A 12,642-nucleotide genomic window follows, 5' to 3' on the forward strand; every position below is an offset into this window, starting at 1 on the left:
CGCCCCTTAAGCCGACGCCGCGCCCGCCTCGGCGGCGCGCCGCTTCAGCAATTCGCGTTCGCGCTTGTTGGTTGCAAGCGTTGATGCAAGCTCGAACGCTGTGCGGGCTTCCGCAGCGCGGCCGAGCTTGTGGAGCAGATCGCCGCGGACACTCGGCAAGAGATGGTAGTTCTTCAGCGCGGGCTCGCTTGCCAGTCCGTCCACGATCGCGAGCGCCGCCGCCGGCCCCTCGGCCATACCGACCGCCACGGCGCGGTTGAGTTCGATGATCGGTGAGCGCACCAGCATCGCGAGTTCGGCATAGAGTTTTGCGATGCGCGGCCAGTCGGTGTCGCCAGGCGTTCCGGCTCTGGCGTGACAAGCGACGATCGCGGCCTGCAGTGCGTAGAATCCGCGCCCGCCGAGTTCATCCGACCTTGCAAGCGCCAACATCCCGCGGCGGATCTGAAGCCGGTCCCACAGCATCCGGTTCTGGTCCATCAGGAGAATTGGGTCGCCAGCTGCATCCGTGCGCGCCGCGGTGCGCGAAGCGTTCAGCTCCATCAGCGCGAGCAGGCCGTGGGCTTCGGCTTCCAGCGGCGCGACCAGCGTGAGCACGCGGCCCATGCGCAGCGCATCGTTGCAAAGCTGCGGCCGCAACCATTCGTCGCCGCGGGCAGCCGTGTAGCCCTCGTTGAAGATGAGATAGACGACCTCCAGCACCGAGGCGAGCCGTTCCGAGAGCTCCTCGCCGCGCGGGGTTTCGTAAGCGAGCCCGGATTCCGACAGCGTCCGCTTCGCGCGCACGATGCGCTGGGCAATGGTTGCCTCCGGTTGCAGGAAGGCGCGCGCGATCTCGTCCGTCGTCAGGCCGCAGATCATCCTGAGGGCGAGAGCGGCACGCGCCTCACGCAACAGCCGCGGATGGCAGGCGGTGAATATCAGCCGCAGCAGTTCGTCGCCGATATCATCATCCAGGCCGGCGTCCGGATCAGGCATCGCCTGCTGCTCCTGCTCCAGGTCGCGTATCAGGATCTCGTGCTTGCGCGCGAGCATGCTGCGGCGGCGCAGGTCGTCGAGCGCGCGGCGTTTGGCGGTTGCCATCAGCCATGCGCCCGGCTTTTCCGGCACGCCGCTGACAGGCCAATGTTCGAGCGCCGCCACCAGGGCTTCCTGCGTGAGGTCTTCGGCCAGCGTCACATCGCGCAACATCCTCGACAGGCCGGTGAGCAGGCGCGGCTGCTCGATGCGCCAGACCGCCAGGATGGTGCGATGGATGTCGGCGGCCGTCATCGCCGCCGATTGCCTCTCGCGAACGTCCGCATCAGGCGTGGGCGCGTATGCCGGCCTCGCAGGCGCCGTCGACGCCGGGTGTCGCCATCACGCGAACCTCGCAGGTGCCCTCCCAGCCCGGCATGTGCTCGAGGTGCAACTGCATGAATTCCCGCGCCGCTGCCACCGCCTCGTTCATGTCGCGGAATTCGAAGATCGCGTAGCCGCCGATCAGCTCCTTGCTTTCCACAAACGGCCCGTCGGTTACGCTGAGCTTGCCATTGGTGATCCTGACCTGCGCGCCGCCCATGGCAATCGGCATCAGGCCGCCCATATCGAGCATTCGGCCGGCCTTGATCTCGCGCTCGGCGAGCTTGCCCATCGCTTCCATCAGGGCGGGCGTCGGGGCTTTATCTGGCTGGGGTGAGGTAACGATAGACATGAAGCGCATGGCAAAACTCCCGTTGAGGCGAGTTGCGGCGGTGATCGCCCGCAAAACTGGCTCGCTATGGGAGACGACGAACGGGAAGGCGCCGGATCGACAGGAGGCTCGATAAAATTTTCCCGGCTCCCTGGGATCGGCCGGCCCCATACGATTGCAACAGGGGATATTCGCCCTGTAGGGTTCCTGGGATTGATCCGTATGGGGGCCAAACATGAAATTGCGCGCCTTTCGGTTTGGATTTCTAGGTTCTTTGGCGATCACGGCCATATTCGCGCTCGCATCTGCGCCGGCCGGCGCCGCGACGATAGTGGCGCTTGGCGCCAGCAATACCTTTGGCAAAGGGGTAGCGCGCAGCCAGGCCTATCCGGCGCAACTAGAGGCGATATTGCGGGCCAAGGGGGCCAACGTCCGTGTTGTGAACGCCGGCATTAACGGCGACACCACGGAAGGCATGTTGCGACGTCTGGACCAGGTCGTGCCGAAGGGGACCAGTGCGGTCATCCTGCAGCCCGGCGGCAACGACCGGCGCAAGGGCTCGCCCGATCGGACGTCGGAAATCCAAAGCCGGCTGAGCGGCCGCGGCATCCCGGTGATCATGATTCCAAACAGCGCATTCAGGGGATTACCGCATCAGCCCGACGGCCAGCATCTGACTCCAGAGGGCTACCACATGCTCGCTGAACAGGTTGCGTCCCAGGTCGCGGGAGTGATCGGCCGTTAGGGCGTGTACTCATAAAAGCGATGTCGGCTTCTGAGGGCCGAGCGGAAATCTTCCGATCGGTTAAAGCACTACTGCTGGCGATCCCAAAGCGGACGTAGCGGACGTTCGGCTTATCCCGAACCGGCCTTTGCGCTTTCACAGGAGAACTGAAGACACTGTTTGCTCGACAACCATGCAGTTTTTCCGGCGACCCAGCCGTGCGTAGGCTATCGAAAAGATGGTGTGCATCAACTGAATCCTTGAGGTGGAAGCGCACCGGAGTTGACCCTTGATCAATGACATCATCTCTCTGTTAGCCTTGCGAAATGACATCACTCTGGGACGCCGGCCCTTTCCATACCTTCATAAATTCGGTTGCGCTGGAGTAAGAAGACGGGGTTGTCGCTTTGGACTTCAACGCGGCACTTACCGATGCGGAAAATGGGAGCCAGCCGGCGCCCGATTTCGCAGGCCTGCGCCGCTTCCGATTTACGGTCCTGAAGAGCCAGAGCCGCCGCCAGATGGAAGTAGGGGAGTTCATTATTGGGAGCAATCTCGATAGCCTTCCGCAAACGGTCCACAGCCTTGTCAAGCCTACCGAGTTGCAGATCCGCCAGACCAAGACCGGCGTACCAAGTTCCGAGCATTGGATCGCGCGGGCTGAGGCGCATCGCGGTGGTCACATGGCCTTCGGCCTCCTCGGCACGCCCAAGAAAAATCTTAACCCACCCTGCTCTCATGTGAACATAGGGCAAATCCGGATCCAGGCTCATGGCGAGTTCAATCTCGCGAAGGGCTCGCTCCGGTGCTCGCAGGGCGATCAACAACGCGGCCCGACAAAAATGCATGCGGCTGGTGATTGGCGTCAGTTCCGACGCTTTGGACATTGCTACTTCGGCCAGACGGACTTGCTCGGCACGCGCCTGGGACATGTAGGCGTTGACTTCCCATAGGTGGGTGTCGACCAAACCCATCAGCACATCGACGTTGGTATTGTCGATGCGGAGCGCCTCCTCAAATATACTCCGTGCTTCGCGGGCCCCGGCGACTGACACTCTTTGGAAAAAGACCGTCCACCCACGAAGGGCGCTAGGGTTTCTACACGTCTGGCGCGACAGATTGACTCGGTGGGTCATGATGTTATCCCGCGTTTGCGGTTTGTATGATTCTGTTTCTGACGCTTTGATTCGAAGGAGCGTCGGAGATGGAGCACGAGCCGGATTTGTCACTGGGTGAGTTTGGCGACGTTCGCCTCGATAAAAGGGGGCGGCGTTTGTGCAGGCTATGCTTTGCACGCGCAGTGTCTGCTTGCGCCGGATGGCGCAGGGTGACTGGGCCGCGTACATGGCGTACTGGCGGTTCGTGAACAATCCGCAAGTCACGACCGATCGACTGATTGAAGGCTGGAGCAGGCAGACGGCGACCGTGGTCGGCGGGCGTCATGTGCTGGCGATCCAGGACACCAGCGAGGTCAAGTTTCAGACGCGGCAGGGATGTCGGCGTGGACTGGGCAAAGTCGGCAAAGGCAATGCCCGCGGCGTGTTGCTGCATGCCATGATAGCGGTCGATGCCGACAGCGGGGCCTGTCTCGGTCTCACCGGCGGCAAGGTGTGGACGCGCAGGGGCAAAGTTAAGACCCCTCACGACGAGCGGGAGTTGGCCAACAAGGAGTCGGCGCGCTGGGTTACGACGGCTGAGCAGGGCTGCGAGGTTCTGGCTGCGGCGCGCATGATCACCGTCATCAATGACCGTGAAGGGGAGTTCTTTGCGCACTGGGCGCTGACGCCCGGCGACAACGTCCACCTGCTGACGCGGGCTATGCATGATCATGCGCTGGCCGACGGCGGAACCCTTTATCAAGCGGTGGAGCGAGTTCGCTTCTGCGACAAGGCGGTGATCGATCTGCCGCAGCGGATGGATCGCCACGGTCGCCAAGCCCATCTCTCGCTGCGCTTTGGAACCGTCGTGCTTAAGCGGCCGGCGCGACCCGGCGTGAAGGAACTGCCTGAAGGCGTCAAAGTCAGCTTCGTGGAAGTCGTCGAGTTGCACCCCCCGAAGGGGGCTGAGCCCGTTCATTGGCTGCTCTTGACCACTCATTCGATCGCCAATGCGGCCGATGCTTGGCGGATCGTCTCCTGGTACAAGCAGCGCTGGATCATCGAACAGCTCTTTCGCTCGTTGAAGAACCAGGGCTTGCGAATCGAGGACAGTCAGCTCGAAAGCGCCGAGGCCCTGATCAAGCTCGTGACGATCGCTACTAAAGCGGCATGTATCGTCATTCAACTCGTTCAGGCCCGCAATGGTGGCGAACAATTGTCGGTCAAATGCGCCTTCACCCCCGAAGAAATCGAAGCACTTGCCGCCATCAACAAAACCATGAAAGGCAGGACCGAGCTTCAGAAGAACCCGCATCGCCCCCACACGCTTCAGTGGGCGGCATGGATCATCGCCAAGCTCGGCGGATGGACCGGCTACGCCTCGCATCGGCCACCCGGACCAATCACATTTCACAACGGAATGGCTCGCTTCCAAATCATCGTCGCTGCCAGAGCCATCGAAAATGTGTAGAAACGCTAGACGAAGGGCGAGGTCAACTGCATCCAATTCCTTTGGTTTCTCGCGCTCTAGACGCCGCGTCTCCGCTGCCACCAGCTGGATATCCATAGCCCGTGCAAGCCGGGCTGTGATCTCATCTTGCATGTCGAACGGATCTGCCCGTGGCTTGTCGAATCGCTCGGCCCAGACGTGCGCGCCTGATTCTGCGTCGATGAGTTGTACGTTCACGCGCAGGCGATCGGTCCCGCTCTGGACGCTGCCTTCCAGCACGTAGCGAACTCCAAGCTCGCGGCCAATCTGCCGAGCATCCACAATTTTGCCCTTGAATGCGAAAGCCGTCTTGCACGAAATAACGAAATAATCGGGAAGGCGAGATATGTCGGTGGTAAGATTTTCGGTAATCGCATCGACGAAGTCGTCCTGCTGCTTCTCGCCACTGAGATTGGCGAAGGGCAGCACAACAATGGAAAGACGGGGCGCTGAAGACGACACCATTCCAAAGTCGCCGCCATGCGTCGCCAAACTAGCCGATCCGCCCGCGCACTGCTGGTCCTCGAATATAGTGCCGACGAAGCGGAAACCTTGTCGCGCCAGCGTTTTGATCAGACGCTGCTCTTGCCCCGAATCGCCGACCGCATTTCGGGCAACGTTGAGGCGAGTCGTCAACGCCGCATCGGATACAATGCGTCCATTCCAGATCGCGTTAACAAGATCGTCCTTGCTGACGACGCGATCCCTATTGCGGATCAGGTAATCAAGCAGAGCGAAAACCTGACGGGTTATGGGGACAATCTCGGTCCCGCGCTGCAGCTCGCGCCGCTCGGTATCGAACGAATAATCCTCGAAGAAATAGCGCAACGCACCATTCCCCAAATTGCCCTCTGATCGCCTGACGGCGCTCGGGCACGGTCTGGCGGGGAAAGAATAAGCCGCTGGTGAGGAAAATGTAAGCAGTATGTCAAGCAGGCCTTCCGCTGTCCTGGCACTCTTATGAAGAGAAAAGACGTCGGGAGATGTCCAATGGATGCGCCCTACAATTCGGTTGCGCCGAAGCATACGATTGCGCCCAAACGCCCGCGCCTCACCGCCTTCAGCTGGTGCTGGGCTGCGCTTCTAGATTGGCAAGAACGCGTGCCGTTACGAGAGCGCCTCTGCGATCTGAGTGACAGAGAGCTACGAGATATCGGCATTACGCGTGGTGAGATCGACTACGTTGTCGCGAATCGCTCGGTCGACCCGCGAAGTGTTGTCTACCCATCATTAACGTCAGTGCCTCGCTCCAAGAACAGCCCGCGATAAAAAGCGCCTGCATCGCCTTGTCGGAGGATCGCGTCATGCCACCACAAAAGGCTCTTCTCATGGAATTCGAGCGAGCGATTGGCGCGTTTCGGGTTCAGCCTGATTGGTATGAGGAATACTGGTTAAGGCCGAAAAAGGCCGCCCCGCCTGGTGCAGAAAGGCGTTGGCGCTGGAATTTGCTTTTCTATTCCATCTTGTCCGCAGCCACCCTGGTCCACGATCCGAACGACTGAGCGCTACTGTCCCCGCAGCATGATCAGGGGATCGGCGGTATCGGGCACGCGGCGCCATTGCGCGTTGTCGTCGGCCTCGAATTGCCAGATCTCGCCGGCCTTCGACGTCAGGATCATTTGCCCGCGCTCCAGCCGCCACTCCGTCGGCGCAAAGGCTGCGACCGCGGGATCGCATTTCGGCTTCAAAAACACCTGGAAATTATCGCCCGTCGCTTCGGTATTGGTCAGCGTCAGGCCGCAGATCGTCTGGCCGTTGCCGCGAACCATCGACCAGTCGCCGATCATCTGGTCCATCGACTTGGCGAGCGAGCGGGCGGCGGCGAGGTTCTGCAGGATGTAGACGCCCTCGCCGGTCCGCAAGCCTTCGAAGATGCCGCTCTCGACTTCGGTAAAGTCGATCACCGGCTGGCCGGCCGCGTCCTGCAGCCGCACGATATCCAGCCCCTTGATACTCCAGGCGGTGATTTCCTTGGTGAACGGCAGCGCCGCGGCGCATCCGGGCTCGAGCTCGAGCTTGAGCCCCTGCGGCGTCGTATCGCCCTTCAGCGTGACGACGCAGGTCTTGCTGCGCTCGGTGGTGGCCAGCTCCCACTGCCCGACCATATCTTTCTTCAGGGTCGAGGCATCCTGCGCCGCGGCCTGCGACCCAAGTGCAAGCAGCGCCGTCAGCGCTGCCGCCATGCTCGAACACCCACGCGACATCAGCGTCCCTTCACCGGGGTTTCCGGCACGGGCGTCAACGGCGCCTTGCCGGCAAACCAGTTTTTCAGATTGTCGACGACAAGCTGATCCATGGCGTTGCGCGTTACCACCGAAGCTGAGCCGATATGTGGCAGCAGCACGACATTTTGCATGGCCTTCAGCTCGTCCGGCACGTTCGGCTCGTTGGCGAACACGTCGAGGCCGGCCGCAAGAATGGTGCCGGATTTCAGCGCCGCGACCAGCGCCGGCTCGTCGACGACGGAGCCGCGCGCGACGTTGATCAGGACGCCACGCGGACCGAGCGCCTTCAACACGTCGGCATTGATCATCTTGGCGGTGGATGCGCCGCCGGGCACGATCACGATCAGCGTGTCCACCGCCTCCGCCATTTCCATCAGGTCGGGATAGTGCTTGTAAGACACGGCCGAAGACGGATTGCGCGAGTGATAGGACACCGGGACGAGCGAGGCTTCGAGCCGGCGCCCGATCGCCTGGCCGATGCGACCCATGCCGACGATGCCGACCTTGCGGTCACGCAGCGAACCGACGCTCAGGGGATAGTTCTGGGTCTGCCACAGGCCGGAGCGCAGGTAGCGGTCGGCCTTGACGAACTCGCGCAGGGTAGAAATCAGGAGCCCCATGGCGACGTCGGCGACCTCTTCGGTCAGCACATCGGGCGTGTTGGTGACGACGATATTGTGTTCGCGCGCATAAGCGGAATCGACATGGTCGTAGCCGACGCCGAAGCTCGCGATGATTTCGAGCCTCGGAAATTGCGACAGCGCCTTCGCATCGGCCGGCACCATGTGATAGGTCACCGCCATGCCGCGGATCTTCGCTATCGTTTCGGGCGTCAACCGCTCGAGGTCGGCGCGGCTCTCCGCCATATGCAGGACGTACTGATCCGAAAAGCCGTTTTCCAGGATCGGCCGGACGGGCCCGTAGATCAGGAGATCGACCTTTTCGGACGAAACATTCGCGGCAGCCATCAATTTTCCTTTCCAAGCGCGCTCTCATGCCAGCGCCGTAATACCAGATGCGAAACTAGCGCCAGCAGCCCATAGATGACAATCCCGGCGACCGACAGCAACAGCAACGCCGCGAACATTCGGGGAATGTTGAGGCGATAACCGGATTCGGCGATCCGGAAGGCCAGCCCGGAGCCGGCGCCCGCGGTGCCCGCCGCGATTTCGGCGACCACGGCGCCGATCAGCGACAGGCCACCCGCGATCCGCAAGCCGCCGAGAATATACGGCAGAGCCGCCGGCAATTTCAGGTACCGCAGCGTCTGCAGCCGCGACGCGCCGTAGAGTTGAAACAGCCCGGCCAGATTGCGGTCCACCGAATTCAGCCCAAGCGTGGTGTTGGACAGGACCGGAAAGAAACCGACGATCCAGGCGCAGACGATCACTGCCGTTTGCTGCGGCAGATAGATCAGCAATAACGGCGCAATTGCGATGACGGGCGTGACCTGCAGAATCACGGCATAGGGAAACAGCGAATATTCCAGCCATTTCGATTGATTGAACAACAGCGCCAGCGCGACGCCGCCGACGGCGGCGGCGACAAAACCTTCCAGCGTGGTGAGCAGGGTGACGCCGAGCGATTCCGACAGCACCTGCCAGTCGCCGACCAGCGTCCAAAACACGACATAAGGGCTCGGCAGCACATAAGGCTGGATGTCGTTGACGCGTACCACAAGTTCCCAAAAGCCCAGGCCCGCGGCGAGCACGGCGATGGGCAGCAGCATCCGGCCGATATTCTGGAAGGCGCTCATGCGCTGGGCTGCCCGGAATATGAAGGCGCGAGCGCGCTGGAGACTTCGCGGCAATAGCCGGCATATTCGGCCGAGGTGCGGAACTCCTCCCCGCGCGGCTCCACGGTGGCGATGCGAAACTCGCTTGCCAGGCGGCCCGGCCGCGCCGTCATCACGGTCACCCGCTGCGACAGATAGACCGACTCGAACACCGAATGGGTGACGAAGATGATGGTCTTGTGCAGCTTGCGCCACAGATCAAGCAGATCGTTGTTGAGCCGGAAGCGCGTGATCTCGTCGAGCGCCGCGAACGGCTCGTCCAGCAGCAGAATATCCGGATCGGTGACGAGCGCACGCGCCAGCGAGACCCGCATCTTCATGCCGCCGGACAGTTCACGGGGATAGGCATCGGAAAATTCGGCAAGACCGACCTGCGCCAGCGCCGCCTCGATGCGGCTGTCGGCCTCAGCCGCCGGCGCATGCGAAAGTTTCAGCGGCAGGCGAACGTTTTCGCGCACGCTTGCCCACGGCATCAGCGTCGGCTCTTGAAACACGAAACCGATGGGATGCCGCCCGTCCGCCCGGCTGGCGCGATGGGAAACATTCACCGTGCCTGCGCTCGGCGCGCTGAGCCCCGCGATCAGCCGCAGCGCGGTCGATTTTCCGCAGCCGGAAGGCCCGAGCAACGAGACGAATTCGCCTTTTGTGACATCGAGATCGAGCGGCCCGAGCGCGGTCACGCCATTGTCATAGATCTTGGTAACGGCGCGCAGACGCACGGCAAGGCCGGCCGCATCGATATCCTTCTCGGACAAAGCGGGCTCGGCCATCCCGCGTCAGTTCTTCGGCCGCAGATCGACACCGACGCCCTTGTTGACGAAGCGCAACGTGTAGGCCTGGCGGTAATCGATATCGCGGCGAACCACGCCGGCCCGCACCATCTTGTCGAAGAAGTTCGCCACCCGCGCGTCGGTCATGGCGCCGATGCCGTCGCGCAAGGTATCGCCGGAATCGACGATGCCGTATTCCTTCATCTTGGTGACGGAATAGCCGAGCAATTCGTCGGTCATTTCCGGGTTCATCTTCTTGATCATCGCATTGCCGGCCGAATTGTCGCCGTAGAGATAATTGTACCAGCCGATCGCGGAAGCATCGACGAAGCGCTGCACGAGGTCGGGCTTCTTGTCGACGATCTCGCGGCGGGTCTCGATCAGGGTCGAATAGGCGTTGAAGCCGTGATCGGCGAGCAGGATCACGCCCGGCTTGAAGCCGGCCGCCTTCTCGACGGCATAGGGCTCGGAGGTGACATAGCCCTGCATCGCGCTCTGCTTGTTCACGATGAAGGGCTGCGAATTAAAGGTGTAGGGTTTCACCTTGCTCTCGCTGAAGCCGTATTCGGATTTCAGCCACTGGAAGTAGCTCGCGACGCCTTCCTTGGACACGAATAGCGTGAGCGGCTTGAGATCTTCGAGCTTGGTGAATTTGGTTTCCGGGTGGGTCAGGAAAACCTGCGGATCCTTCTGGAAGATGGCAGCGACCGCGACCACCGGTACGTTGTTGGTAACCGCATCGAACGATTGCAGCGTGTTCGCGGTCATGAAGAAGTCGATTTTGCCGGCGGTCAGCAGGATGCGATTGTTGGTGTTGGGACCGCCCGGCACGATGGTGACGTCGAGGCCGTATTTCTTGTAGGTGCCGTCGGCAACCGCCTGGAAGAAGCCACCATGCTCAGCCTCCGCCACCCAGTTGGTTCCGAATGACACCTTGTCGAGGGTTTCCGCGCGCGCAGGCATCTCTGCCGCAGCCAGCGCCAGAAGGCCTACGGTTAACGCTCGCGGCAAAAAGGCAGGGTTCATGGTTGGACTCCGTCGATCGTTCTGGCCCATGATGGGAGGCAATGGACGTGGATCACGTCCCCGGGGAGCTATCCAGGGTGCGGATAACGTCCCCGGAATATCTAACAAACTACCTCGCAAATTCATCCAAAGAAACGCTTCGCTCGATGGCTTCAACTGTTCCGCCCCACGACTGGACCGAGATCCGCTGGCCCGGCATCGCAAGCGCCGACGCCGCGCGCTGGATCGCGGTGCTGCCGCTGGCGGCGACCGAACAGCACGGCCCGCATTTGCCGCTGGAAACCGACGTCCTGATCGGCGAGGCCTATCTGGCGCGGGTGCGCGAGCTGTTGCCTGTCGCGCTTCCCGTCACCTTTCTGCCACTGCAGCCGGTCGGCATTTCCACCGAACATATCGATTACCCGGGCACGCTGACGCTGCCGACCGACGTCGCGTTGAAGGAATGGATGGCAATCGGTGAAAGTGTCGCGCGATCCGGAATCCGGAAGCTCGTGATCGTGACCAGCCATGGCGGCAACAGCGCGGCGATGTCGCTGGTGGCGCAGGATCTGCGCGCGCATCACGGACTTCTCGTGGTGACCACGAGCTGGTCGCGCTTTGGTGCGCCGGATGGACTGTTTTCCGCGGAAGAAATCCGTCACGGCATCCATGGCGGCGCGGTCGAGACATCGATCATGCTGGCGCGCTATCCGCACACCGTGCGGCGAGAGGCGATCGCCGATTTTCGTCCCGCCAGCATCGCGATGGAGAAAAAATTTCGTTGGCTCTCGGCGCATCGGCCGGTGCCCTTCGCATGGCAGACGCAGGACCTGCATGAAAGCGGCGCGGTCGGCGACGCCACCAAGGCCTCCGCGGAGAAAGGCGAACAACTGCTCGATCACGGCGCGCGCGCGTTCTGTGAATTGCTCGACGATGTCGACAAATTCGATCCGGAATTGTTTCTTCGGAAACCATGAAATCGGGATTTTCTTCCCCTAACCGCCTGAAATACCAAAGAAATAATTGACGAAACCATATTTCCAGGCGCGTTTTCGAACCGCTTTCCAGCACGCTCCGTCCAACTGGGCATGCGGACCACAATGGCCGCTCAACACAGGATGGAGATTTCCATGTCGATCAAGACCAAGTTCACCGCTCTCGCCCTCGCTACCGTTGCCGTTACCAGCATGGCTTCCACGCAGGCTCAGGCCAAGCCGCTGCACTGGGGTGTCGGCGCCGGCCTCGTTGGCGCAGCTATCGTCGGCACTGCGATCGCCGCTTCAGGCCCCGGCTACTACTACGACGGCTATCGCCGCTGCGGCTGGGTTCGCCAGTTCGACGCTTTCGGCAATTACATCGGCCGCGTCCGGACCTGCGGTTACTGATTTCTGCGGCTGACTTGGTTTCTGTTTGAGAAGCGACTTTCTTCAAGCAAGCCATTTCAAGACCTGACAACGCTTCCTCTTGTTTGACGCGTTTTCTTCACGCGAACCGGAATACCACTTCGCTCGAAAACGCTTCTGTCGTGGATTTGCGTCCAGCACGGGCGCCTCATCCACCCCCGTGCTGAACCCGACCCGCCCGGTTGTCCCCCCGGGCGGGTCACCCTTTTTGGGATGCAGGCTGGCAGTCAGAGCCCGGCCCGTCGCGATGTGTCAGCGATGTCTCCGAACACCCGTCAGCGATCTGTCCGAACGGTAGCTGCGATGACGCACTGGGCCAATGTTGCAGCAACGTCACGCAGGCGTGTCATCGAATCGTAGTTGCCGGTCCTCTTCTTGCTATTGCGAATTACTCGCAATAAAGATCGGCCAGAATGCGGATAGTTCCGGTCTGGTGCTGACCGGGGGCACGGTGGGAATGGG

General features: G+C 61.6%; 14 protein-coding genes and 1 pseudogene. 6 read left to right on the plus strand and 9 right to left on the minus strand.

Going from position 1 to position 12,642, the window contains the following annotated elements; translation table 11 throughout:
- Positions 1–6: 6 nt before the first annotated feature.
- Together V1286_RS32135 and V1286_RS32140 are read right to left on the minus strand one after the other, a co-directional pair.
- Positions 7–1,272, minus strand: a complete 1,266-nt coding sequence (locus V1286_RS32135) for an RNA polymerase sigma factor (RefSeq protein WP_334486660.1) — start codon at positions 1,270–1,272, stop codon at positions 7–9.
- A gap of 31 nt (positions 1,273–1,303) precedes the next feature.
- Entirely contained in the window at positions 1,304–1,702 is a 399-nt protein-coding gene (locus V1286_RS32140) for a YciI family protein (protein ID WP_334486662.1), read from the minus strand.
- Positions 1,703–1,907: 205 nt separating this feature from the next.
- On the opposite strand from V1286_RS32140, the gene V1286_RS32145 reads away from it, so the two are divergent.
- The gene (locus tag V1286_RS32145) at positions 1,908–2,417 is read left to right on the plus strand and encodes a GDSL-type esterase/lipase family protein (protein WP_334486665.1); all 510 of its coding nucleotides are present in this window, start codon (positions 1,908–1,910) and stop codon (positions 2,415–2,417) included.
- Between the two features lie 311 nt (positions 2,418–2,728).
- On the opposite strand, the gene V1286_RS32150 is transcribed toward V1286_RS32145, so the two are convergent.
- Complete coding sequence (locus V1286_RS32150) at positions 2,729–3,532, minus strand: tetratricopeptide repeat protein (RefSeq protein ID WP_334486668.1); 804 nt, start codon at positions 3,530–3,532, stop codon at positions 2,729–2,731.
- Positions 3,533–3,740: 208 nt separating this feature from the next.
- On the opposite strand from V1286_RS32150, the gene V1286_RS32155 reads away from it, so the two are divergent.
- Entirely contained in the window at positions 3,741–4,964 is a 1,224-nt protein-coding gene (locus tag V1286_RS32155; protein ID WP_334490043.1) for an IS4 family transposase, read from the plus strand.
- 51 nt (positions 4,965–5,015) lie between these two features.
- On the opposite strand, the pseudogene V1286_RS39075 reads toward V1286_RS32155, so the two are convergent.
- Positions 5,016–5,810 (minus strand): annotated as a pseudogene (locus V1286_RS39075) (winged helix-turn-helix domain-containing protein); the annotation flags it as partial.
- A 162-nt stretch (positions 5,811–5,972) separates the two neighbouring features.
- On the opposite strand from V1286_RS39075, the gene V1286_RS32170 reads away from it, so the two are divergent.
- Positions 5,973–6,251 carry a DUF1127 domain-containing protein gene (locus V1286_RS32170; RefSeq protein ID WP_334486673.1) on the plus strand — a complete coding sequence of 93 codons (279 nt, stop codon included), beginning with the start codon at positions 5,973–5,975 and terminating at the stop codon, positions 6,249–6,251.
- A 35-nt stretch (positions 6,252–6,286) separates the two neighbouring features.
- Positions 6,287–6,484, plus strand: a complete 198-nt coding sequence (locus V1286_RS32175; RefSeq protein ID WP_334486675.1) for a hypothetical protein — start codon at positions 6,287–6,289, stop codon at positions 6,482–6,484.
- A 3-nt stretch (positions 6,485–6,487) separates the two neighbouring features.
- Here the strand turns inward: V1286_RS32175 and V1286_RS32180 are convergent, their stop codons facing one another.
- From V1286_RS32180 to V1286_RS32200, 5 genes are read right to left on the minus strand one after another with little or no spacing between them, the layout of a single operon-like run.
- Positions 6,488–7,165 (minus strand): protease inhibitor Inh/omp19 family protein, encoded by a 678-nt coding sequence (locus tag V1286_RS32180; RefSeq protein ID WP_334486678.1) that lies wholly within the window; start codon positions 7,163–7,165, stop codon positions 6,488–6,490.
- Positions 7,166–7,185: 20 nt separating this feature from the next.
- The gene (locus V1286_RS32185) at positions 7,186–8,175 is read right to left on the minus strand and encodes a 2-hydroxyacid dehydrogenase (protein WP_334486681.1); all 990 of its coding nucleotides are present in this window, start codon (positions 8,173–8,175) and stop codon (positions 7,186–7,188) included.
- The gene (locus V1286_RS32190) at positions 8,175–8,963 is read right to left on the minus strand and encodes an ABC transporter permease (protein ID WP_334486684.1); all 789 of its coding nucleotides are present in this window, start codon (positions 8,961–8,963) and stop codon (positions 8,175–8,177) included. Before V1286_RS32190 ends, V1286_RS32185 begins: the two co-directional genes overlap by 1 nt.
- The gene (locus V1286_RS32195; RefSeq protein WP_334486686.1) at positions 8,960–9,772 is read right to left on the minus strand and encodes an ABC transporter ATP-binding protein; all 813 of its coding nucleotides are present in this window, start codon (positions 9,770–9,772) and stop codon (positions 8,960–8,962) included. Before V1286_RS32195 ends, V1286_RS32190 begins: the two co-directional genes overlap by 4 nt.
- A gap of 6 nt (positions 9,773–9,778) precedes the next feature.
- Positions 9,779–10,798 carry an ABC transporter substrate-binding protein gene (locus V1286_RS32200; protein ID WP_334486689.1) on the minus strand — a complete coding sequence of 340 codons (1,020 nt, stop codon included), beginning with the start codon at positions 10,796–10,798 and terminating at the stop codon, positions 9,779–9,781.
- Positions 10,799–10,944: 146 nt separating this feature from the next.
- Between V1286_RS32200 and V1286_RS32205 the strand changes: the two genes are divergently transcribed.
- Positions 10,945–11,754 (plus strand): creatininase family protein, encoded by an 810-nt coding sequence (locus tag V1286_RS32205; RefSeq protein WP_334486692.1) that lies wholly within the window; start codon positions 10,945–10,947, stop codon positions 11,752–11,754.
- 153 nt (positions 11,755–11,907) lie between these two features.
- Entirely contained in the window at positions 11,908–12,162 is a 255-nt protein-coding gene (locus tag V1286_RS32210; protein ID WP_334486695.1) for a hypothetical protein, read from the plus strand.
- Positions 12,163–12,642 lie beyond the last annotated feature (480 nt).

It is taken from the genome of Bradyrhizobium algeriense, assembly GCF_036924595.1.
Lineage (GTDB): Bacteria > Pseudomonadota > Alphaproteobacteria > Rhizobiales > Xanthobacteraceae > Bradyrhizobium > Bradyrhizobium algeriense.